Raw genomic sequence first — 23,139 nt, 5'->3', positions numbered from 1 at the left:
GTTCGATCGGTGAGCTGTATTAGGTTAAACATCACTAAATTTTAATTCCTGTTGAGCCTTCTCCAAAATTTCATAGCAGGTCATGCCATGTGGAGGGCAATCTACTTTGCTATGTCTAAGCTTGGCAGTAACAGTGCCTTTGCCGCGAGGACGGGTGAGCAGCATGGAGTTAAAATGATCATCGAGCCATAGCTCGGCTATGCTGGAATTGGCTCTCTCTGTTCCTGACAGGAGCATCGCGAATTGGCCTTCCTCCAGGTATGCCTTAATCTCAACCTCAGGCATAATATCATTAATAAGTTCGGCGACCTTATTCAGAAAAAGCTGAGTTTGCTCGTAACCATACTCTTTAAAAAATTCGTGAAACTGATTGATTTCTACTATCATAAGGGACAGCTTGCGTTTGTTGCGTACACCCAAAAATATAGCTTCCTCAAACCGCTTCAGAAACAGATCGTGATTAACAAAGTCCAAGGATTCCTCAATGACAAAAGGTTCATCGATATAGGACTCACTGTTTTTTCTATTGTTAGCAAGCGGGCTTCTGCCCTTGTTTTTGGATTGACCGCCCCGTTTGTTAATTCCCCCAATGAGCGAAAAGAACGGAAAGCAAAGCAACCAGATCAATTCGTTCCAGCCGACTGTGGCTATATGATTCCTCACATACAATTGATAAACAACGGAGCTCCCGTATACGGCAATAACAAAAAAAGTAAGCATCAACGTGTGATCGGTTCTACGAAAATAACCGACGACTCCTAACAATATAGCAACTATAAACCACAGCGTATTCGTTGGATAAACCTGGTTTGTCATTATAAGATAAAGAGTTAGAAACCCAATTGATAGCACTTGAAGTAAAATATTAGCATACATTCTGTCCGGCGATTTCATTTCTTACATTCTCCCTCCAAATCATTCTTGCGTATTCACAAAGCAGTTCTAGGTTCGACATAACTATATTCCCCAGAGCTTATGAATTCACCTTTTTTTCTAAAAAAAAACGAAATTTCAACAAATTATTTTACTAAGATAAACGAAAGTAGGGGGGGACTGCAAACTAATTTTTAGTAAAGTTTATTAAGTTGGATTCACAAGCAACAAAAAGGCTACTGACTGGCGCAAACTTCTGCCCAGGGTAGCCTCTGATGTGGAATATGGATATACGAATTTAATTGTTCAGTGTAGCAACCAAACTTCTCACTGGACCATTTGGAGTTTCGATGACCTCATAAATTTTCAGGACGATCGGATTTTCCAACTGATCGGATGTCGAATCTGTGAAATAAATGAGCTGTTCGCCAGAGGTCAAACGGCCTTCGCCGTTCAAGCTTTGCGTATTGGATGCAATCCGTCTGCCATCCTTGGTTTCTAATTCAATTAAAAGCTTGTTGTAATTGCTATCGACCATCACGGGCTCAAGTGTCTTTAAATCCATATTGATACGCAGCTTGTAGCTGTATTTGTAGCTTAAGGTTGATGGGTTGGATAGGGCAATATTCGTTAACGCCCAATCGTGAATCGTAACCTCGTAAGGATACATATTCAGCTTTACATTATCCTTCACTGGTTTGTTGACTGTCAGGATCGATTGTGCAAAATTGATTTTGTAAGGTGCTGCCGTTTTATTATCAATTAAACGCAGATTATATTGATCCACTGTACCGCCAACTGGAAGCACAAACGAATAGTTGACGAGATAATCCGTTCCAGGTACGACCAGACTGGTTGATGCATTGATTCGATTCCCGGCGTAGATAAAACCATTACCCATCAGTTCAGCGGCAAATTGGGGAACTGGCAGCGGCTTATCGCCTTTGTTGGAGAATCTCATTTTGATGATCCCGGTGCTGTAGCCCATTCCTTTATTTTCATAGATTTGAAAATCGGCAGCGGATATATTGATGTTAGGGTTGACCACGTTGTTGATCGGATCGATTGGGATTTGTGAATTCAGTAAATAGGCAGATGCTTTGGTGCTGTCTGATACCAGCTGTTCGGCTGTAGGCGCACCAAAGCTTAGACGACCTATATAATAGGTAAGGTTAGCTGAAGCGTCTGTCCGGTTTGGAATTTTAAACGATTCGGGTGTAGATAACGTGAAGCTGATCAGCTGTGTATCCAAATCCGTTGGAACCGTCCAATAAATGTATTTCTTTTCACCAGGATCTATGGAGCTGACGGTTTGATCGGCTCTTGAACCTTTGTAGTTCTGAGTGCTGGATTTGCCCTCGATAATAAAACCGGGAATAACCTCGGTTTGTTTGCCCGGATTTTGTACAAGCAGCTTGATTACCTGAACGGGGGTCTGATCCTTGAAATCTGTAGTCATGTTAATTGGCGTATAGGTCAAAGCTGAATCCAGTGAAGGAATCGTGAATGCTTCTCCCCATTTTTTGATAAGCGCAGGGTCTGAAACGATGGATTGATCACCGTACCAAACCAGATTGGAGATGGGCAGATCCAGCATAGTCGTTTCGACCTTCGGATAGACGTCTTTGTTCACATCGACCCAAACAATACTTGTCGGCTTCAGATTATCGGGTAATTCGACCTGAGCCATGTAACTGAGTGTGATATTGGACATCGGAGGGACCGAAATGGCATTGTCTGAGCTGCCGCGCAGCACATATCGTGCTCCATTGTCTGTCACGATCCGAATTTCGTAATCGGGGACTCGTACCGTATCGTTGGAAACATTATACATTTTGACAATAGTGCCGATACGCGTGCCAGTTAAGGTATGCTCACTCAGCAAACCATTGATCTTGACCTGAAGTGGTCCGGTCAGCGTGGAGGGATAACGTGTGTCCACAGCTGCGGCTTGCGTCTCATCAGCCAATGCGGCGCAGTAAGGGAATGATAGAAGAAGTGATGATATCAAAACTACGGACAGAGCTTGCTTTCTGACTTTTTTCATTCAATAGCCTCCATTTACAATTCAAACTTATTTTCGCAGTTCAATTTTGTCTTTGTCCTTCAAATCCTGGGTACCGGACACGATGACTTGTTCGCCTTCCTTGATGCCGTCCGTAACTTCACGATTCGTATCGGCAACCCGACCCAAAGTAACCTTACGTTTCTCTGCCTGATCGTTAGCTGCGACAAACACATAGTTGTCATTACCTTCCTTGACGATGCTTGCGGTCGGGATTGTCACGACATCTTGAGTAGAGCCTCCGCCCAGTTGCAGCTTTACTCTCATTCCTGATTTCAGCTTTTGATCAGGGTTGGGTACGCTTAGCTCCAGCACGTAGGTTTTGCTTTGCGGGCTCATGACATCAGCCAGATAAGTAATCGTACCTGTCATTGAAGCGTTACTGCCTTGTGTAACAAAAGGAATGGTTGTTTTGCCTTGAATATATTTCATAGAGCTTTCGGTAATGTCGGCATGAACTTTAATCGGGTTCAATTGCTGGATAACACCGGCTACATAACCGGCCTGCACGGTGATACCCTGTTCAGGAAACAGATCGGTCAGCACGCCGCTGATCGGTGCTTTCACTTCAAAATCAGATAAGGTTTTGTCAATATCTCGAAGTGACAGCTCTGTTGATTGCTGCTGAATACGTAGTGTAGCGAGTGGATCGGTTGCATCCAGATTAGCCAACTGCTTTTGCGCTGTATCCAGGTCAAGTCGATTGGTCTTGATCTGGGTTTCGATCTTCTCCAGCTGAGCTTTGGTAGCAAGCCCCGCATCGTAGTCATTACGTGTATTGTTATAGCTTTTTTCCTGATCGGCGATCAGGATTTCGAGCTTCTGCACGGTATTGGTAAGAACTCCGCGATTCGTAGAAATGTCTTCGCGGGTTTTGTTAATTTGCGCCTGCAGATTTTGCAGCGTAAGATCGGTTTTTTCCTTGTTTCTGGCAGCATCCACAGAATCGAGTACGAGCACAACGTCGCCTTGATTCACGGTGTCACCGCGTTTTTTGAGAATTTCTTTTACATCGCCACTTACTTTGCTCAGCATGTTGACCTGGGTAGAAGAGACTACATCCGCATCAAGCTCGGTTTTATCTTCCATCTTTTGTTTGGCGGCAGGTGTGGTTTTGACTGATTTGGCTTGACTGCTGCTGGCACTCGTTGTTGAGCAGCCGACTGCAACTGCTCCGCTTATAGCGAGGATAAGTCCGGTTTGAATCCATCGTTTCCACTGGACGGGATTATTGTTCATTTGAATAGATGCCCCTTTACAATAAAATCGGTAATAATAGCTAATTATTCGCCCATCACGTGCTGTTTGGGTGCGCCGCTTACTTTGGTATTTCTCAAAAATAAGGAAAGTACGGCAGCTATAAAAGATAGTACAGCCGTAATAATAAATACATCATCCAATCCCATGACTGTGGCCTGCAGCTGTACTTGACCGTTCAAGTAGGCCAGTGCACTTGAGCTTGCCTGTGTAGCCGATTGCCCCATGCTCATATACTGATTCTGCAGCTGGGAGAATTGAGTTGCGACGTTGGTTGAGAACATATTCAATTGATCGGAAAGATCCGCGATATGAAAAGTACGACGATCCGAATAGAGCAGTCCAAGCCAGGCTATACCGAAGGATGAGCTGATCTGTCTGACGGTGTTGGACAACGCAGTTCCCTGACCCATCTTGTTCATCGGAATGGTGTTCATGCCAACGGTTTGAATCGGCATCATCATCAAGCCCATTCCCATTGCCCGAAACACGAGCCAGAAAATGAGAGTGGAAAATGCAGTTGTAATATCCAAGGCCGAGGTTAAATAGAGAGCCACTCCTGTAAGAAGAAGTCCGATGATTGCCAACAGACGAGCGCCGAATTTATCGAAGAGAGCACCAGCTATCGGCATCATAATCCCCGACATCACGGCCTGCGGCAGCAGAATCAGACCTGTCTGTACGGCGGATAAGCCGGAGAGGGTTTGTAAAAATACGGGCAACAGGAACAATACACCCATCATGATCAGTGTCGAAATACTGGAAATGACAAGTGAAAGTGTGTACGTGCCGTTTTTTAACAAGCTTAAATCCAGTAATGGATAGTCGATCGTTAGTTCAATAGCGACAAAGATAAGAAGACAAACCAAACCTATCGCTATAAAAGCGATGACCTCGTGGTCCGACCAGCCTTTCTCGGTTACCTTGCCGACTCCATACAGCAGGGATGCTAATCCGATACTGGAGGTAAGAAAGCCCCAAAGATCGAATTTACTGGCAACAGGAGATTTAAATTCCTTCAAGACCGCCATTGCCAGGAAAAAATCGAGAATACCGATGGGCACATTAATGGTGAAAATAAGTCTCCAGTCCAAATATTCGACGATGTAGCCGCTTAGTGTAGGACCTGTGGCAGGCGCGAACATAACGGCAATTCCGAATAAGCCCATCGCCATTCCGCGTTTTTCTGCAGGAAACATCCGAAATATCATCGCCATGGAAATGGGCATCAGTGCACCACCGCCAGCCGCTTGGATAATGCGGAAGATGATCATTGAGCTGTTGCTCCAGGCAATTCCGCATAAACCAGAGCCGATTGTGAATATAATCATGGCCAGCAGGAAGATGCGCTTATAACCAAAGCGGTCGCCCAAATAACCGGTTACCGGAACCAAAGCTCCGCTCACTAACGCATAAGCGGTTACAACCCATTCGATCTCGGATTGATTGACCCCGAAGACAGACATCATTTTGGGAATTGCGACATTAACGATACTCATATCGAGAATAGCCATAAAAACGGCGATAATGACGGCTAGCATAGCGAGTCCGGATCCTTTGCTCTTGCCTTCAGCGGGCTTCTCGGGAGCTGTATGTATTGCCGGTGCTTCCATGGATGGATCCTTTGTTGACACTCGGTTTCCTCCTTTCACTGTGTTGCTGGTTAAGCGATTTATTTCTCAATTTTGACGGTTGCATTTAGTCCAGGTACTAATCGTTTACCTTGGTAGCTGTCAATCGAAATTTTAACGGGAATCCGTTGAATGACCTTTGTAAAGTTACCGCTTGCGTTAGATGATGATAATAGTGAAAAGGAAGAATTGGTTCCAAGACCAAGGCGCTCCACATGACCTGTGATAACGGCATCCGGATACGCGTCCACTTTAATCGTGACTTTATTGCCAATCTTGGCATCGGCGATTTCTGTCTCCTGCAGGTTGGCTGTGACATACAACTTATCCAGATTCGCACTCATCGCAATTGCACTGGTGGGGGATACCATCTGATCTTTAACGCCGTTAAATTGAATAATCGTGCCTTCCTCTACAGCAATGATCTCTTGTAAAATAGCAGGTGTATTGCCACGAGCCGGTGTTGTTTCAACCATCCCGAGGATGTCACCTTTTTTGAAGGAATCGCCTTCCTTGTAGTTCCACTCAATCAGCTTGCCAGCTCCGGGTGTGCCGATTGCGCGTAAATCACCTGCAATTTTGGCATCCTCCGTATTGATATACTTGCTGGCCATCGCAAAATAGTAAGTGCCGCCAGCTCCGCCTCCCAAAAGAATAATAGCTAAAACGGTTAAAATAATAATTTTTTTCTTCATAATATGGTTATAGCTCCTCTCTATTTATATTGGATCTTGGATATTAGTCAGCATTTTGCGGGCGATAGTAATAAACTGCTCACATTCCTCAGGTTCAAGACTGCTGATCATGCTGCGGAGTACTTGTCTGCGCCGTTCCTTTTGTTCGTAGACCAGCACTCTGGCTTCAGGCGTTAGCTCTACCCAAACGACTCTACGATCAGTTTCATCACGGGTACGTGCGACATGTCCGTCACGAACCAATCGATTAATGGCCAAGGTTGTCGCGCTCGGAGACAGGTTGAGCTCGTCGGCGAGATTACTCACAGTGGCCCGTTTCTTATTATCCAAAGTGATGAGAAGCAAATACTGCTGCTTCGAAAAGGTGAGGGATCCCCATTTATTCGTTCGGTGCATACCCATTAATATTAACTCTTCCATTCGATCCAGCTGATGCTCCAAATCATCCATAAGGTTTTACCTCCTTTTCCAGTGAATACAACTGATTAAGATTAGATTTACACGAAAGATATTTTATGCTAATTAGTTTTAAGTTAAAACTATACAACAAAAAATATCACAATTACCAATCTATCGTCAACACAAATATTTAGGCATATAGACCTGTGCTGAACAAAAGCTTGGGCAAGTTCTCCATGCATGGTAAAATGAACTTTACAACGACAATTATTAAGATAAAGGGGCATAAAGCTAATGACTGATCACCGCAACCTCTTGGAGCTGGAAGAGGCAGCGAGACAGCTGTTTCGTAAAATATCGGTTTCATGGTCCAAGTTTAATGAAAATGGGATGACGCCTGTTCAGGGCTTTTTGTTAGAGAGACTTGAAATTGAGGGGCCTCTTAAGGCATCTCAGATTGCTGATATGCTGTGCTATACACCCGGAGCCATCACTACCTTATCGGACAAGCTGATAGCTGCAGGTCTCGTCGAAAGGGAGAGGACCGATGAAGATCGTAGAGTCGTTTACTTAAGCATCACAGAAGCGGGAAGACAGATGCTGGGAACGATCAGATTGCAGCGTAGAGCAAATGTTGAAAACTTTTTTGGTGATTTGGCGGATGAGGACATTCAGCATTTGATTCGGATATTCAAAGAAGTAGTATATAAGGACAAAGGATAGCATCCCACTGTGTATAATTGGATTGCGCATTACAATGGAATCTGGTTGCGATGAACGGTTTTACAGACCTAAGGAGGCTTACAACAACATGGAATTAGAGGAATGGTCATTACCGGGGGATATGTTGATCTGGGACCGGACCGAGCAGACGGAGCAAAGTGATGTGCTTGTCCCTTTTGCATTGGACGAGCTGTTGACCAGAAGAGTGGGAGCTGGTGGAACACCCATTGTTCATCTATGGAGGCATCCACGAGCTTTTGTGATGGGTTTGCGAGACAGCCGTTTACCTTATGCCTTACAGGCGATGGAGTGGCTTGAAGAGCAGGGCTATTCGGTAATTGTCAGAAATTCCGGTGGCGCCGCGGTACCACTTGATCTGGGTGTCATCAACATAACACTGATTATGCCCAAGCGTCAGGGAAATATTGATTTTCGTCATGATTTTGAAACGATGTTCCGATTAATCAGTGAATCCCTGCATAAAGTAACATCCGATGTATCAAAAGGCGAAATCATCGGCTCGTACTGTCCTGGCGATTACGATCTCAGCATAAGGGGACGCAAATTTTGCGGAATTGCCCAGCGGCGTCAGGCGCATGCTATCGCAGTCCAAGCATTCGTTGTTGTACGTGGTATTGGCAACGATAAGGCCGAATTGGCCAAGCAATTTTACAATATAGCCACAGGTGAGACGGCAGTCGAAGGTACGTGTGATACAGGAGGGCTCTGTTTTCCAAAAGTAACGGAAAACAGCATGGCCAGTCTGGAGGAGTTGATCGGGTTAAAAGATGAGCAGTCCTTCATTGATTCTATAAAAGAGTCGATTAGAGCGCACAAACCTAAGACCGATAACCAAGCATCCCTGGATCTACCTAATGAAACCGAAATAACCACAATGGTCGAAACCTTACGAACTCGTTATGGATTAAAATAAGTTAATAAACAAAAAACGGAGGCAATGTCCCGTATGGGACGATCCACCCCGTTAATCTTGGTCTGATCTTTCTGATCTCGAAGCCAAGCGTGTCCCGAATGGGGAGAAAGCGACTCGAGAACACAAACATTCTACATACGTCGAACTCACCCAATCTAGCCCCAAGCGTGTCCCGTATGGGACGAAAGCGTCCCGAGAACACAACAGTCTGCATACGTCGAACTCACCCAATCGAGCCCCAAGCGTGTCCCGTATGGGACGAAAGCGTCCCGAGAACACAACAGTCTGCACACGATCAAGGGGAGTCCAGAGGGCCAAGCCCTCTGGGGCCCTCCCTTCAAGGGAGGGTGCACCCCCTTATAGGAACAACTTCAACGCCTCTGGAAGCTCCTTTTGCCAAAAGCCCCATACATGCTTGCCAGGCTTTTCTATATAAGTAAGGTTGCAGCTTCTCGCTTCGAGGAGCTGTTTGGTTTGTCGGTTTGCCTCAAGAAAATCGTAAGTGCCTCCCTGTGTAGCGATTTCCAGCTCGTCCGTTCCAATCAGCATGTACAGATTCAGCCAGGACAAATCGGTTTCCTTGGCAACTTGATCTTGTGTTTGCTGTAAAAATGCACCGGATAAGGATAGGACATTGCAAAATAGGCTACGATAATTTAAGGCTAGATGCAAAGATACGGTTCCTCCCAATGAGTCTCCTGCGATGATACGATCCTTGGCAATGCTGCCCACGGGGAAACGACTTTCAACGAAGGGCAGAAGCTCCTGTGAGAAAAAATGCGTGTAGGCTTCAAAACGCGCTTCCCCTGGAGCATACTCCGAGGTTCTCGTCGAGACGTCAACATCGACGCCAACAATGATCGCAGGCTGAACTCCCTCATCATAAATCAGATGGTTCATGAGTGTAGCGATGCGTCCAAAATTAAAAAATTGCTCACCATCCTGACAATATATGACAGGATATGTGTTTAGCTCCTGATAACCAGGCGGTAAGAGGATTCGAACTGGCCTTTCTTGACCCAATGAGGTAGAGGGTACCTGTTCTTTTACAATCGTTCGTTTATAATAAATGGCTTCGTCCATAGGGGGTTCCTCCTGTTGTATTAGTATAGTTTTGTGGATTTTATTAATCTGTACTATATATTTTTTAAAACTGTTATATAGGGTGGGACTAATAAAAATCATATTTTTCAAGTAAGTAGTTGTGTTCTGAGTGAAAACAGGTTTATAATACTACTATAACAGAATTCCAGCTTTAATGGCATTGAAATCCTACTATTGAGGTGAATGTACATGAGTAAGCCGTATGAAGTAGCTGTAACCGAGGTACAGCCTTTATCCGTTCTAGCGCCTGACGGCACTGTCGTAAATGAGCAAGAAATGCCGAAATTGAGTGACGAGCAGTTAAAAGAATTAATGAGACGTATGGTATTTACGCGTACTTGGGATCAACGGGCAGTTAACTTAACCCGTCAAGGCCGTCTTGGCTTCTACGCTCCAGTATCGGGTCAGGAAGCAACAATGATCGGTAGCGAATTTGCTTTAAATTCAGATGATTTTGTATGTCCGGGTTATCGCGATATGCCGCAAATCGTATGGCATGGTCTTCCGATGTATCAGGCATTCCTATATTCCCGCGGTCATCAGCACGGCGGACAAATTCCGGAAAATGTACATGTACTTATGCCGCAAATCATTATCGGTGCACAAATTCTTCATGCAATGGGCGTTGCCATGGCATTCAAAAAACGCGGAGAAAAACGTGTATCCATTACCTATACAGGTGACGGCGGTTCGTCCGAAGGCGATTTCTATGAAGGTATGAACTTTGCAGGTGCATTTAAACTTCCTGCGATTTTTGTTGTGCAAAATAACGGCTATGCCATCACGACTCCATTCTCCAAGCAAACCGCAGCAGCATCTGTTGCTCATAAAGCAGTAGCAGCGGGTATTGTAGGCGTGCAGGTAGATGGTATGGATGTTCTGGCTGTAGTTAAAGCCGTTCAGGATGCTGCTGAGCGTGGACGCAATGGAGAAGGCGCGACATTGATCGAAGCGATCACATACCGTTTCTTGCCGCATTCCATGTCCGGTGACGATCCGTCCAAGTACCGTACAAAAGAAGAAAGCACGGAGTGGGAACAAACCAAAGATCCTTTGAACCGTTTCCGTTTATACGTTACAGCCAAGGGCTTGTGGTCGGAAGACGAAGAAGCCAAGGTTGTAGAAGAAGCGAAGCAAGCAGTTGCTGACGCCATTAAAAAAGCAGAAGCTGTGGAGAAAATGACGATTCCCGGCTTGATCGATAGCATGTTTGAAGTAACACCGTCCCATCTGGAAGAGCAAAAAGCAGATTATTCAAAGTAAAAGGGAGGAAGAGTAAGCCATGGCACAAATGACAATGATTCAAGCGATCAAGGATGCAATGCGTGTTGAGTTGGAACGCGATCCGAACGTAGTCATATTCGGTGAAGATGTTGGTAAAGTCGGCGGTGTATTCCGTGCAACGGAAGGTCTACAGGCTGAATTTGGCGAGGAACGTGTATTCGATACGCCTTTGGCTGAATCCGCAATCGGTGGTTTGGCAGTGGGTATGGGGATTCAAGGATTTCGCCCGGTTGCTGAAATCCAATTTGTCGGTTTTATTTATGAAGCATTAGACCAGATTTGTGTTCAGGCAGCACGGATGCGTTATCGCTCAGGCGGTCGTTACAATGCGCCAATTACATTCCGTACTCCTTTTGGTGGCGGCGTTAAAGCAGCTGAGCTGCACACAGATCCGCTGGAAGGTTTGTTAACTCAAACACCGGGAATTAAAGTAGTGGTTCCTTCCAATCCTTATGATGCCAAGGGCCTGCTGATTGCGGCTATCCGCGACAATGATCCTGTGTTTTTCATGGAGCATCTGAACTTGTACCGTTCTTTCCGTGCTGAAGTGCCGGAAGGCGATTACACAGTGGAAATTGGTAAAGCCAAAGTAGTTCGCGAAGGTTCTGATGTTACCATTATTACCTACGGCGCTATGGTGCATACTTCTTTGAAGGCAGCTGAAGAAATCGAAAAAACTCGTGGAACCAAGGTAGAAGTCATTGATCTTCGTACTTTGATGCCGCTTGATATCGATACAATCGTGGAATCGATCAAGAAAACGAACCGCGCTATCGTTGTACAGGAAGCACAAAAATCGTCCGGTATTGCTGCTGAAGTAATTGCACAAATTAACGAAAAAGCGATTCTGCACCTTGAGGCTCCTGTACTTCGTGTAACACCTCCGGATACCGTATATGCATTCTCACAGGTTGAAGACCAATGGCTTCCTAATCCGGCCCGTATTATTGCTGGACTGAACAAAGTATTGGATTTTTAGGATTACGAAGTAAGTTTTGCTACGCAAAACTCTATAGGGAATGCTTACGAAGTAAGTTTTCTACGAAAACTTTTAGGAGGTTACAATATGGCGGTATTTGAATATAAATTCCCGGAGCTTGGTGAAGGCATTCACGAAGGTGAAATCGTCAAATGGCTTGTAAAGCCAGGCGATGTCGTCAACGATGAGACCATCATTATGGAAGTCCAAAACGATAAATCAACAGTAGAAGTACCTTCTCCTGTTGAAGGCAAGATCGTCGAAATCAAAGTTGCCGAAGGCACAGTTTGTACGATTGGCGATCTGATCGCTACGATCGAGGTTTCTGGAGAGGTTCCACAGCAAGCAGGTCACGGTGAGAGTGCGGCTCCGGCAGCTCCAGCTGAGGCTGCTCCAGCAGCGAAGAGCGATGATCAAGCTGCCGAGTGTGCAGTTGGCGGAGCGGTCGCGGCTAATGTCGCGAACTCGAAGCTGGATACGCCGCTGGCAGGCGGAGCACCGGCTGAAGGCGCAGCTCAAGCCGATGCAGCAGCCGGCGGTAAAGCACTGGCTACGCCAAGCGTGCGCAAGCTCGCTCGCGAGAAAGGCTTGAACATCGGGCTGGTCACAGCAAGCGGCCCTAACGGCCGCGTGACCAAGGAAGATGTTCTCGCATTTGCCGCAGGCGGAGGCACAGCCGCGGCAGCACCATCCGCTGGAAGCGAAGCTCCAGCGGATGGTGCGGAAGCAACTTCGAACGCAGCAGCAGCGCCGAGCAAGCCGGCAGTCGCTTCAAGCGCAGCGGCAGCAGTTAGCGGTGAACGCATCGAAGAACGCGTTCCATTCAAAGGTATTCGCAAAGCGATCTCGAACGCGATGGTTAAATCCGTTTATACAGCTCCACATGTAACCTTGATGGATGAAGTAGACGTAACTCAACTGGTTGCCCTTCGTGCGAAGTCCAAACCAATTGCTGAGAAAAAAGGCGTTAAGCTGACTTACCTCCCTTTCATTGTAAAGGTTCTGGTTGCAGCGGCGCGTCAATTCCCGGCTTTGAACGCGATGATCGACGAAGAAAAGAACGAAATTGTCTACAAAAAGTACTATAACATTGGTATCGCAACCGATACGGATAATGGCTTGATCGTGCCTGTTATTCAGGATGCGGATCGTAAAAATATTTGGACAATCGCTGAAGCTATCAAGGATTTGGCAGCACGCGGTCGTGATGGCAAGTTGTCAGCAGCGGAAATGAAAGGCGGCACGCTGTCGATCACGAATATTGGTTCGGCTGGCGGCATGTTCTTCACACCTGTTATCAATTTCCCTGAAGTGGCAATCCTGGGTACTGGACGTATTACAGAGAAGCCGGTTGTGAAGAATGGTGAGATCGTCATCGCTCCGGTAATGGCTCTTTCCTTAAGCTTCGATCATCGGATTATCGATGGTGCAACCGCTCAAAACTTTTTGAACTATATCAAGCAATTGCTGGCTGATCCTGAGCTATTAATCATGGAGGTGTAACAAATGGTAGTTGGCGATGCATCTGTAGAAATCGACGTGTTGGTCATCGGTGCAGGTCCCGGTGGGTATGTGGCTGCTATTCGTGCCGCTCAACTGGGTAAAAGTGTTCTGATCGTAGATAAGTCGGAAGTCGGAGGTGTATGCTTAAACCGTGGCTGCATTCCATCCAAAGCTTTAATTCATGCTGCAGAAGAGTTCGAGGCAGCAAGCCATAACTCATCTATCGGAATTGTTTCCGAAGGCGTCAAGATTGATTTTACAAAGGTACAGGAATGGAAATCCGGTATTGTGAAAAAGATGACAGGTGGCGTAGGCCAACTGCTCAAAGGTAACAATATTCAGGTATTCAATGGCGAAGCCTTGTTCATTAATGAAAATGAAGCTCGCTGCTTCAATGATAATGAAACAGCTCGTTTCCGCTTCAGCGATTGCATCATTGCAACAGGCTCGCGCCCTATTGAATTAAAGGCATTCCCTTATGGCGGTCGTATCCTTTCCTCCACCGAAGTGCTTGATCTGAAAGAGGTTCCGGAAAGCATGATCGTCATCGGCGGCGGCTACATCGGTATCGAGCTTGGACAAACCTATTCGAGACTGGGTACAAAGGTTACAGTTCTGGAAGGCTCTGACTCCATATTGCCAGGCTTTGAAAAGGAACTATCCAATCTGGTTGGCCGTGGCTTGAAAAAAGGCAATGTTGAGGTATTCACAGAAGCTTTGGCTCAAGGCTGCGAGCAAACGGATAAAGACGTTACCGTTACCTTCACAGTCAAAGGCGAGGAGAAAAAGGTTACTGCACAATACGTGCTGGTAACAGTTGGACGTCGCCCGAACACCGATGGCGATCTGTCGCTTGAATTGGCAGGCGTTGAAGTGGGTGAACGTGGTTTGATCAAAATCAATGAAAAATGCCAAACTAATGTTCCGCATATTTATGCAATTGGTGATATTGTCGCAGGTCCTGCTTTGGCGCATAAGGCTTCTTACGAAGGTAAGGTGGCGGCTGAAGTAATTGCTGGACAACCAAGTGTAATTGATTATAAATGTATTCCAGCTGTAGTATTCTCTGATCCAGAAATTGCAAGTGTAGGCTTGAGTGAAACAGAAGCCAAGGCACAAGGCAAAAATACAACTGTGGGCAAGTTCCCATTTGGTGTAAATGGCCGTGCATTGACGATGAATACCTCTGACGGTTTTGTAAAGCTGATCGGTGACAAGGATTCAGGTCTGCTCTTGGGCGGACAGGTTGTCGGTAAGCAAGCCTCTAACATGATTGCCGAATTGGCTTTGGCCATCGAATTGGGTGCTACTGTTGAGGATATCGCGCTTACGATTCATGCACATCCTTCATTGGGTGAAATTACGATGGATGCAGCTGAAGTATTATTGGGACACCCGATTCATGTATTGGGTAAAAAATAAGATCGATGTACACAAGCCTGGGGCCTCGCTGCTCCGGGCTTTTTTTGTTGATAATCCTACATTTGTCCATACGACATTGCAATTATCCATTAACAGATGCGATCGAACATTGTAGGATACTCCTTGTAGATCATTTTTTATAAAAAGGTGTGTGTTCACATGGGGATTCAATTTGACGCAGAGCAGCAGTTGTTTCATCTTCAGGCTGCTGATACGAGCTATGGCCTTCAAGTATTGGAATCAGGTTACTTGGTCCACTTGTATTGGGGCCGGAAAATAAATCATCTAAAAGCTTCACATTGGCTTCAACTCGGGAGAGACCGGTCCTTTTCTCCAAATCCGGATCCTGCTGATCGAGATTATTCGCTTGACTGGCTGCCGCAGGAGTACCCGGCCTATGGGAATTCTGATTACCGTCAACCTGCGATTCAGATTCAGCTGGAGAATGGCTCCACAATAACGGATTTCAAGTACGAATCACACCGTATTATAGCTGGTAAGCCAACTCTGGACGGACTTCCATCTACCTATATTGAGCATGCAGCTGAAGCACAGACACTTGAGATCACTTTGATAGATGGGTTGACTGGGCTCAAGGCGGTATTAACTTATACAGTTTATGAAAATCATAATGTGCTTACGCGTTCAGTTCGTTTGATCAACGAAGGACTACAAACGCTCAAGGTGCTGCGTGTGCTCAGCATGAGTATCGATATGGCCGATAGCGGCTATGACCTGCTGCAGCTATCAGGAGCTTGGGCACGAGAGCGGTATGTAGAGAAGAGAGCGCTCGTCCCTGGCACTCAATCCATTGAAAGCCGCCGCGGTGGCAGCAGTCATCAGCAGAACCCATTCATTGCTTTGCTGGCGAAGGGCTCCACAGAGGATCATGGTGACGTGTATGGATTCAGCCTTGTGTACAGCGGTAGTTTTCTCGCCTCCGTGGAAGTAGACCAATTTAATACGACACGTGTAGGCATGGGTATTAATCCATTTGATTTCAGCTGGTTGCTGGAGCCCGGGCAGTCTTTTCAAGCGCCGGAAGTGGTGATGGTTCACTCTGCAAACGGGCTTGGCGGGATGTCACAGACGTATCATGAGTTATATCGCACGCGACTGTGCAGGGGAAATTTCCGTGACCAGTCACGACCTGTATTGATCAATAACTGGGAAGCGACGTATTTTGACTTTACGGCGGATCAGATCGAGCAAATCGCAAAAGCCGGCAAAGAGCTCGGGATTGAGCTGTTTGTGCTCGATGACGGTTGGTTCGGAAAGCGCAACGATGATAAAACCTCTTTAGGCGATTGGTTTGTTAATCTGGAGAAGCTCCCCGAAGGATTAGGGAACCTGGCTGAGCGGATCACCAAGCTGGACATGCAGTTCGGTTTATGGTTCGAGCCTGAAATGGTTTCTGTCGAAAGTGAGCTGTATCGGGCGCATCCAGACTGGTGCTTGCATGTACCGAATCGAACGAGGTCCGAGGGTAGAAATCAGCTGATTCTCGATTTATCGCGTTCCGAGGTTTGTGATTATATCGTGAATACAGTGTCGGGAGTACTTAACAGTGCCCCAATCACTTATGTCAAATGGGATATGAACCGATCTATGACCGAAATCGGCTCAGCTTCATTACCTCCCGAGCGCCAAAGAGAAACGGCTCACCGCTACATGCTTGGTCTATATTCAGTGATGGAGCGTATTACATCCGCTTTCCCTCATATTTTGTTCGAGAGCTGCTCCGGTGGCGGAGGACGATTCGATCCAGGAATTTTGCATTATATGCCCCAAACCTGGACAAGTGACAATACCGATGCGGTGACCCGCTTGAAAATCCAGTATGGGACGAGTATCGTCTATCCGATCAGCTCGATGGGAGCCCATGTGTCAGCAATTCCTAACCATCAGGTGCATCGCAACACCTCACTGCAAATGCGGGGGGATGTCGCGATGTCAGGAAATTTTGGCTATGAACTGGATCTAACGAAATTTACGTCTGATGAACGAGAGCTTGCGAAGCATCAGGTAGCCATGTATAAAGAACTGCGTCAATTCGTTCAATTTGGTTCTTTTTATCGGCTGCTAAGCCCCTTTGAAGGGAATACTGCTGCCTGGATGTTTGTATCCACGGATGGGCAGGATTGCTTGGTATGCTATTTCCAAATTTTATGTGAGCCTAATGAGCCGACAGAGCGCATCAAGCTTAAAGGTCTTGATGCAGACTCCCAATATATCTGGTTGGGGACCGATGAAGTATATGGTGGCGATGAACTGATGTATGGAGGTTTTGTCTTGCCAGCACTGCAGGGGGATTACCAAAGTTTCCTTGTACGTCTGAAAAGAGTATAAATACAAATTGCAAGGCTGTTCCAAGAGTCTATGAGACTATGGAGCAGTCTTTTTTTTCTAAAATTTAAGTTAAATTTTCAGAAATTTTTTAGATTCATCGTGTATAATGGATTTTAGTATGTGCTTTTTTTGAAAGGGGAACAGAATGGAACATCTTCATGGTACTTACAACCCGCTTATCGTTATTATTTCTTATATAATAGCAGGAGCAGCCTCTTATTCTGCATTGGATTTGGCTGGAACTATTAGTTTCACTAAGGGAAAAGCACGGGCTCTCTGGCTAATTTGTGGAGCCAGTTTAATGGGATTGGGTATCTGGTCTATGCATTTTGTCGGAATGCTGGCATTTTCTTTACAGATGGAGGTTACCTACCATATCGAGCTTGTGGTGTTATCCGTTGTCCTGGCTATAGCAGCTTCGTATATTGCCTTGTACATCGTTAGTAATAATGAACAGAGAGTCCGTCAATTGGTCACTGCCGGTGTTTGTATGGCTGCAGGTATTTGTGGCATGCATTATATCGGGATGGCTGCAATGATGGTTGATATTACATACAATTTCTGGTTGGTTGGTATTTCTATACTGGTAGCTGCCGTAGCCTCTAGCGCGGCACTTTGGCTGCTATTTTATTTTCGCGAGAACCAGTCCCGCTATATCGTTTTTTATAAGTTGATAAGCGGACTCGTGATGGGAGCGGCAATAGCTGGCATGCATTATATCGGAATGGCAGCGGCTGAGTTCTATCATGGGGAAAAGACTGTGATTGCATCTGGCATGCAGATCGAACAGGGGATCCTGGCTTATATCATTGCAGCAGGGACACTGATTACCATTGGATTCACATTGTTCGGTATTTACATAAATAAACGATTATCTCATAAAGATTCAACGATTTTGGAACACGAAAGATGGTACCATTCCCTGTATGAGAATAACTCTAATGGCATTGTATCGGTCGATATTCATGGTAATATTATGGGCTTTAACCGTGCTGTGACCCAAATAACAGGGCTAGAGGAAGCAGACTTCATTAATAAACATATTTCCCATATCGGGTTGCAAATAACGGAAGAGGAACGAGAAAATACAAAAAAATTTTATTACGAATCGTTCAAGAAGCATCCGCAAAGCTATGAGACCGCATTAATAGCTAATGGAAAACGGTTCGATTTGAGTATTATAAACGTGCCTGTAGAGATTAAGGGGAGACTTGTCGGCAATCATATTATCGCCAAGGACATTACAGAAGAGAAACAGTCGAAGGAAATGGCACAGCATCTTGCTTATCATGATGAGCTGACAGGACTACCAAACCGGAGAAGGTTTAATCAAGTGCTTACGGAAGCCATCGAGGCAGCCCAGGGAACGGACTTGACTTTTGCGGTTATGGTGCTGGATATTGATCGATTCAAGATCATTAATGATTCGTTGGGACATACCTACGGAGATATTTTTCTGCAAGAAATGTGTGAGCGCATTCGGACAAGCGTAGAAAACTATAAAGTGACGCTGGCTCGAATCGGCGGTGATGAATTTACTCTCGTATGCGACAACAGTTATGATGAAAGTAAAGCAGTTGAAATTGCAGAACGAATTATCGAGGCTGTACAGCTGCCATACCGACTTAAGGACAATGATTTCTACATTACAGCCAGTATCGGGATTGCTATTTATCCTCAGCATGGAGCCGATGATGTGCAGCTGCTCAAACATGCAGATACGGCGATGTACGAGGTCAAGAAAAACGGAAAAAACGGCTATCTCCTGTTCACAAGCAAGCTGGATTACGAGCTTCAGGAAAAAATAGAGCTGGAAAGTGATTTGCGAAAAGCTATCGAGCGTAATGAGTTTCTACTTTATTACCAGCCGCAAATTCGCCCGAGTGATAATTGTATGATTGGCGTTGAAGCCTTGGTACGATGGATGCATCCAACCAAAGGTATGCTGCCGCCAGGAATGTTTATCTCCATAGCCGAGGAGACAGGAATGATCTATGAACTCGGAACATGGGTGCTACGTGAGGCTTGTGCACAAATGCGGGCCTGGCATGATGCTGGAGGGCCATTGATTCCTGTTTCTGTTAACTTGTCCTCTCAGCAGTTCCATCAGACAAATCTGGTGACTCAGATTAAGAAAATTCTCGAAGAAACACGCCTTGAGCCCCAATTTCTGGAGCTGGAAATTACGGAAAGCATGATGATGGATGCTTCGATATCTTCGGAGATTTTGAATGAATTAAGTGATAGCGGCATTCGGATCAGCCTCGATGATTTTGGGACAGGCTACAGCTCGTTAAGTTATTTAAAGCTATATCCGATTCATAAGCTCAAAATCGATCGTTCTTTTATTACCGATATAACCAGCGATGACAACGACAGAGCGATTGTCGCAACAATCATATCGATGGCGAAGCATTTGAATATGGAAGTCATTGCAGAAGGGATTGAGACTAAGGATCAGCTTGATATATTGCTGGATAATGAGTGTCAGGAAATACAAGGCTTTTATTACAGTAAACCCTTATCTGCTGGTGATGTAGAGCAAGCCTTTTTTGTACCCATGAGGATACAGAGTCTACAGGCTAGTGAACAACCGAATGGAGCGAAAGTATGGTAGAGGAAAGCCTTAAGCTGGCAAAAATATTGATTGTTGATGACCAGGAATATAATCTGAGTCTCCTGGAACGGATTCTGGACCGCGCAGGATACAAGAACCTGAACAGCAGCACGAACCCTCGTCAGACTATGCCTTTAATTGAACAGCTGGACCCGGATATTGTGCTGCTTGACTTGCACATGCCGGAAATGGATGGGTTCGAGGTACTGCGCTTGATCCGTGAACATACCAATAAAGACAGCTATTTACCGGTTCTTGTGCTTACGGCTGATATAACGCCAGAAGCCAAAAAAATGGCACTGCAAGCAGGCGCTAACGATTTTCTGACAAAGCCGTTTGATCGAACCGAGGTTGTTCTTCGCATTCATAATTTGTTAAGAACGAGATATCTCCATCTGCAGCTTCAGCAGCAAAATGAGCTGCTTGAGGAACGCGTACAAGAGCGAATGAAAGAGCTGCGGCAAGCGAAAGCAGAAATTTTGCAATTGCTTGGTCGCGCTTCAGAGTATCGTGACGATATGACCGGTCAGCATACACAACGAGTTGGGCGGCTGTCGGGCTTGATTGCTGATCGATTGGGACTTCCTGCTCGGCAGGTGGAGATGATCCGAATGGCAGCGCCGCTTCATGATATCGGTAAAATCGGTATTCCCGATGAACTGCTGTTAAAGCCGGGTCGCTTTGAGCCTGAGGAGTTCGAACGGATGAAGCTGCATACGACCATCGGCGCCAGTATTTTGGAAGGAAGCTACTTTGCGGTTTTGAAAATGGCAGAAATTATTGCCGGCTCTCATCATGAAAAATGGGACGGGACAGGTTATCCACAAGGATTAAGCGGTGAGACTATTCCAATAGAAGCACGAATTGTCGCGCTTGCTGATTTCTATGATGCATTGACGCATGAACGTCCTTACAAAAAAACGTGGACGCCTCAGGAAGCGATCACTGAAGTGGAAAATCAGCGCGGGAAACATTTTGACCCACAGATTGTGGATGTATTCATTGACTTATTTCATGATAGCGCTGTTAACTTTTGTAACGAGGAGGTTGTATAAATGAAGGGGATTGTGTTCACGGTATTTATCGAAATGGTAGAGCAAAAGTTTTCTTTGAAAATTCTCGATACGATCATCACCAATGCTCAATTGCCTTCCGGAGGAAGCTATACAACTTTAGGTACATATGATCACAGCGAAATGATTCAGCTTGTTGTTATGCTCAGCGAGCAATCGGGCATACCTGTTGCTGATTTGGTTAAAGTATTTGGTGAATATTTGTTCGTTCAATTGGTTGAAATGTATCCGCAATTTGTAGATACGAACCGGACCTTGTTCGAGTTCTTGTTAAAGATTGACAGCTATATTCATGTTGAGGTGTTGAAGCTGTATCCGGATGCCGAGCTGCCCGGGTTCGAATATGAAACTAGCGGTCCCGACGTATTGGTGATGATCTATCGTTCATCTCGTCCCTTCGCTGATCTTGCTGAGGGTTTAATTCTTGGTTCCATCCAGCATTATGGGGAAGCTGTGGACATCCAACGGGAGGATTTATCAAATGGCCCAGTGAATACTGCCCGATTTACTCTAACAAAGCGGGGAGGATATCATGGATGAAATTGCGATGCTTCGCAGACAGCTCGAACGAGAAAAAGCCGCCCGTAAGGAAGCCGAAAAAATAACGGAGCAAAAAACTCGTGAAATTTATTACATCAATCAGGAGCTGCGACGGTTGAATGACAATCTGGAAGACCTCGTGGCCGAGCGCACAGCGGAGCTGGGAAGAGCCCATGATGAAGCTATTCAAGCGAATATGATCAAGAGTCAATTTCTTGCAAACATGAGCCATGAGCTGAGGACACCTCTCAATGCGATAATCGGTTATAGTGAAATGCTGATGGAAGAAGCGGAGGAAATCGGCGAATTGGTCTTCGTGGAGGATCTGGGGAGAATCAACAAGTCGGGCAAACATCTGCTTGAGCTGATTAATGATATACTCGATATTTCGAAAATTGAAGCTGGTAAGATGGATATGTACTTTGAGTCCTGTGATCTGACAAGCTTGATTCATGATGTTATGACTACGGTGAAGCCACTGGTGGAAGCGAATGGAAATCGTGTGGAGATTCATAATGTTGAAGGCGAGATTATAAGTGATGTAACGAAGCTGAGACAAATTTTATTTAATTTATTAAGTAATGCTGCCAAGTTTACTAAAGAAGGCACTGTGTATATCGAGGTTAGCTATGAAACCCGTGATGATCGTCCAGGCTGCTCTTTTAGCGTCAGAGATACGGGAATCGGTATGACACCTGAACAGATAGACAAGCTGTTTCAACCATTCACACAAGCGGATTCGTCGACAACCCGTAAATATGGTGGGACTGGACTCGGTTTAGCGATCAGCCAACGGTTCTGCGAATTAATGGGAGGAACGATTTCCGTTCGCAGTGAGCTCGGTCAGGGAAGTGCCTTCACTTGCTGGCTTCCCCTCCAGGCTTCTGCGCAGGCTGATTCTGTATCACCGGCATTCCTGAATAAGCTGCCAATGGAGCTTGAGCAAGCGAGCATCCTTCTCATTGACGATGAGCCTGCCAACCAGCAGCTGATGCGGCGCTATTTGGCCAAGGAAGGCTGGACATTAGCGTTTGCTGAAAGTGGGCAGGAAGGTTTGAGTCTTGCGAGAAAAATCCGTCCGAAGGTAATCTGTCTGGATATTTTGATGCCAAGTATGGACGGATGGACTGTACTTTCCTTACTCAAGAATGATCCTGATTTGCAAAATATACCTGTTATTATCCTCTCATTAACGAATGACAAGCATTTGGCCTATTCATTGGGTGCATCCGAGTTTTTGAACAAGCCGGTGAATCGGGAGCAGATGATCAAGGTATTGGACAAATTTGTTTCGAATCATCAGGATCACTCCGTATTGGTCATTGAAGACGATGTGGTTTCAAGTGAAATGATGACCAAAATGTTAACCAAAGAAGGCTATGACGTAAGCCAGGCTAATAACGGACGGACTGCGTTAAATGGCATGGAGCACAAAATCCCGGATTTGATTCTCTTGGACCTGATGATGCCGGATATGGACGGTTTTCAATTTCTCTCTGAGCTGCGTGAGCACGAGAAGTGGTGTCACATTCCCATTGTTGTAGTAACTGCGAAAGCAGTTACTGCAGAGGACCGTTTGAAGCTGAATGGTTATGTGAAGGATATTTTGCAAAAAGGAACGTTCGATAGGGATTCACTAATGGCAGAGATTCGCGGACTGATTCCCGGACCCCCACAGGATCCAAGCTAAG

The 23,139-nt window shown here is 45.6% G+C and carries 18 protein-coding genes; 11 read left to right on the top strand and 7 right to left on the bottom strand.

Annotated features, from left to right (window positions below):
• Positions 1 to 24: 24 nt before the first annotated feature.
• From OB236_RS04930 to OB236_RS04905, 6 genes are all read right to left on the bottom strand, one after another.
• Positions 25 to 894 carry a diguanylate cyclase domain-containing protein gene (locus OB236_RS04930; protein WP_262683020.1) on the bottom strand — a complete coding sequence of 290 codons (870 nt, stop codon included), beginning with the start codon at positions 892 to 894 and terminating at the stop codon, positions 25 to 27.
• Positions 895 to 1,171: 277 nt separating this feature from the next.
• Positions 1,172 to 2,920: a hypothetical protein gene (locus OB236_RS04925; RefSeq protein WP_262683019.1), complete on the bottom strand. Its 1,749-nt coding sequence runs from the start codon at positions 2,918 to 2,920 to the stop codon at positions 1,172 to 1,174.
• 27 nt (positions 2,921 to 2,947) lie between these two features.
• A complete protein-coding gene (locus OB236_RS04920; protein ID WP_262683018.1) occupies positions 2,948 to 4,177 on the bottom strand; it encodes an efflux RND transporter periplasmic adaptor subunit in 1,230 nt (409 codons plus the stop codon).
• A 44-nt stretch (positions 4,178 to 4,221) separates the two neighbouring features.
• Positions 4,222 to 5,829 (bottom strand): DHA2 family efflux MFS transporter permease subunit, encoded by a 1,608-nt coding sequence (locus tag OB236_RS04915; RefSeq protein WP_262683017.1) that lies wholly within the window; start codon positions 5,827 to 5,829, stop codon positions 4,222 to 4,224.
• Positions 5,830 to 5,867: 38 nt separating this feature from the next.
• Positions 5,868 to 6,521: an HlyD family secretion protein gene (locus OB236_RS04910; protein ID WP_240414280.1), complete on the bottom strand. Its 654-nt coding sequence runs from the start codon at positions 6,519 to 6,521 to the stop codon at positions 5,868 to 5,870.
• Between the two features lie 24 nt (positions 6,522 to 6,545).
• Positions 6,546 to 6,971 (bottom strand): MarR family winged helix-turn-helix transcriptional regulator, encoded by a 426-nt coding sequence (locus OB236_RS04905; protein ID WP_076231742.1) that lies wholly within the window; start codon positions 6,969 to 6,971, stop codon positions 6,546 to 6,548.
• 243 nt (positions 6,972 to 7,214) lie between these two features.
• Between OB236_RS04905 and OB236_RS04900 the strand changes: the two genes are divergently transcribed.
• On the top strand, positions 7,215 to 7,643 hold the full coding sequence (locus tag OB236_RS04900; protein WP_076231744.1) for a MarR family winged helix-turn-helix transcriptional regulator: 429 nt from the start codon (positions 7,215 to 7,217) through the stop codon (positions 7,641 to 7,643).
• An 88-nt stretch (positions 7,644 to 7,731) separates the two neighbouring features.
• Positions 7,732 to 8,577 (top strand): lipoate--protein ligase family protein, encoded by an 846-nt coding sequence (locus OB236_RS04895; protein ID WP_262683016.1) that lies wholly within the window; start codon positions 7,732 to 7,734, stop codon positions 8,575 to 8,577.
• 357 nt (positions 8,578 to 8,934) lie between these two features.
• On the opposite strand, the gene OB236_RS04890 is transcribed toward OB236_RS04895, so the two are convergent.
• Positions 8,935 to 9,660 (bottom strand): alpha/beta hydrolase, encoded by a 726-nt coding sequence (locus OB236_RS04890; RefSeq protein WP_262683015.1) that lies wholly within the window; start codon positions 9,658 to 9,660, stop codon positions 8,935 to 8,937.
• A gap of 210 nt (positions 9,661 to 9,870) precedes the next feature.
• Between OB236_RS04890 and pdhA the strand changes: the two genes are divergently transcribed.
• The 9 genes from pdhA to OB236_RS04845 all read left to right on the top strand — a co-directional run bounded on the left by pdhA (position 9,871) and on the right by OB236_RS04845 (position 23,138).
• A complete protein-coding gene (pdhA, locus tag OB236_RS04885; protein WP_076231750.1) occupies positions 9,871 to 10,944 on the top strand; it encodes a pyruvate dehydrogenase (acetyl-transferring) E1 component subunit alpha in 1,074 nt (357 codons plus the stop codon).
• A 19-nt stretch (positions 10,945 to 10,963) separates the two neighbouring features.
• Positions 10,964 to 11,944 (top strand): alpha-ketoacid dehydrogenase subunit beta, encoded by a 981-nt coding sequence (locus OB236_RS04880; RefSeq protein ID WP_076231752.1) that lies wholly within the window; start codon positions 10,964 to 10,966, stop codon positions 11,942 to 11,944.
• Between the two features lie 87 nt (positions 11,945 to 12,031).
• On the top strand, positions 12,032 to 13,447 hold the full coding sequence (locus OB236_RS04875) for a dihydrolipoamide acetyltransferase family protein (RefSeq protein WP_262683014.1): 1,416 nt from the start codon (positions 12,032 to 12,034) through the stop codon (positions 13,445 to 13,447).
• A 3-nt stretch (positions 13,448 to 13,450) separates the two neighbouring features.
• Positions 13,451 to 14,869: a dihydrolipoyl dehydrogenase gene (gene lpdA / locus OB236_RS04870; RefSeq protein WP_262683013.1), complete on the top strand. Its 1,419-nt coding sequence runs from the start codon at positions 13,451 to 13,453 to the stop codon at positions 14,867 to 14,869.
• A 159-nt stretch (positions 14,870 to 15,028) separates the two neighbouring features.
• Positions 15,029 to 17,218, top strand: a complete 2,190-nt coding sequence (locus tag OB236_RS04865; protein WP_262683012.1) for an alpha-galactosidase — start codon at positions 15,029 to 15,031, stop codon at positions 17,216 to 17,218.
• A gap of 145 nt (positions 17,219 to 17,363) precedes the next feature.
• Positions 17,364 to 19,835, top strand: coding sequence for a bifunctional diguanylate cyclase/phosphodiesterase (locus OB236_RS04860; protein WP_262683011.1), 2,472 nt, complete (start codon positions 17,364 to 17,366; stop codon positions 19,833 to 19,835).
• The gene (locus tag OB236_RS04855; protein WP_262683010.1) at positions 19,829 to 20,890 is read left to right on the top strand and encodes an HD domain-containing phosphohydrolase; all 1,062 of its coding nucleotides are present in this window, start codon (positions 19,829 to 19,831) and stop codon (positions 20,888 to 20,890) included. Before OB236_RS04860 ends, OB236_RS04855 begins: the two co-directional genes overlap by 7 nt.
• Complete coding sequence (locus tag OB236_RS04850) at positions 20,891 to 21,448, top strand: heme NO-binding domain-containing protein (protein WP_262683009.1); 558 nt, start codon at positions 20,891 to 20,893, stop codon at positions 21,446 to 21,448.
• Positions 21,441 to 23,138, top strand: a complete 1,698-nt coding sequence (locus tag OB236_RS04845; protein WP_262683008.1) for an ATP-binding response regulator — start codon at positions 21,441 to 21,443, stop codon at positions 23,136 to 23,138. The genes OB236_RS04850 and OB236_RS04845 overlap by 8 nt, the downstream gene beginning before the upstream one ends.
• Position 23,139 lies beyond the last annotated feature (1 nt).

The organism is Paenibacillus baimaensis (genome assembly GCF_025567575.1).
Note: the sequence above shows the minus strand (reverse complement) of the source record. Positions and strands in the feature narration are given on the sequence as shown.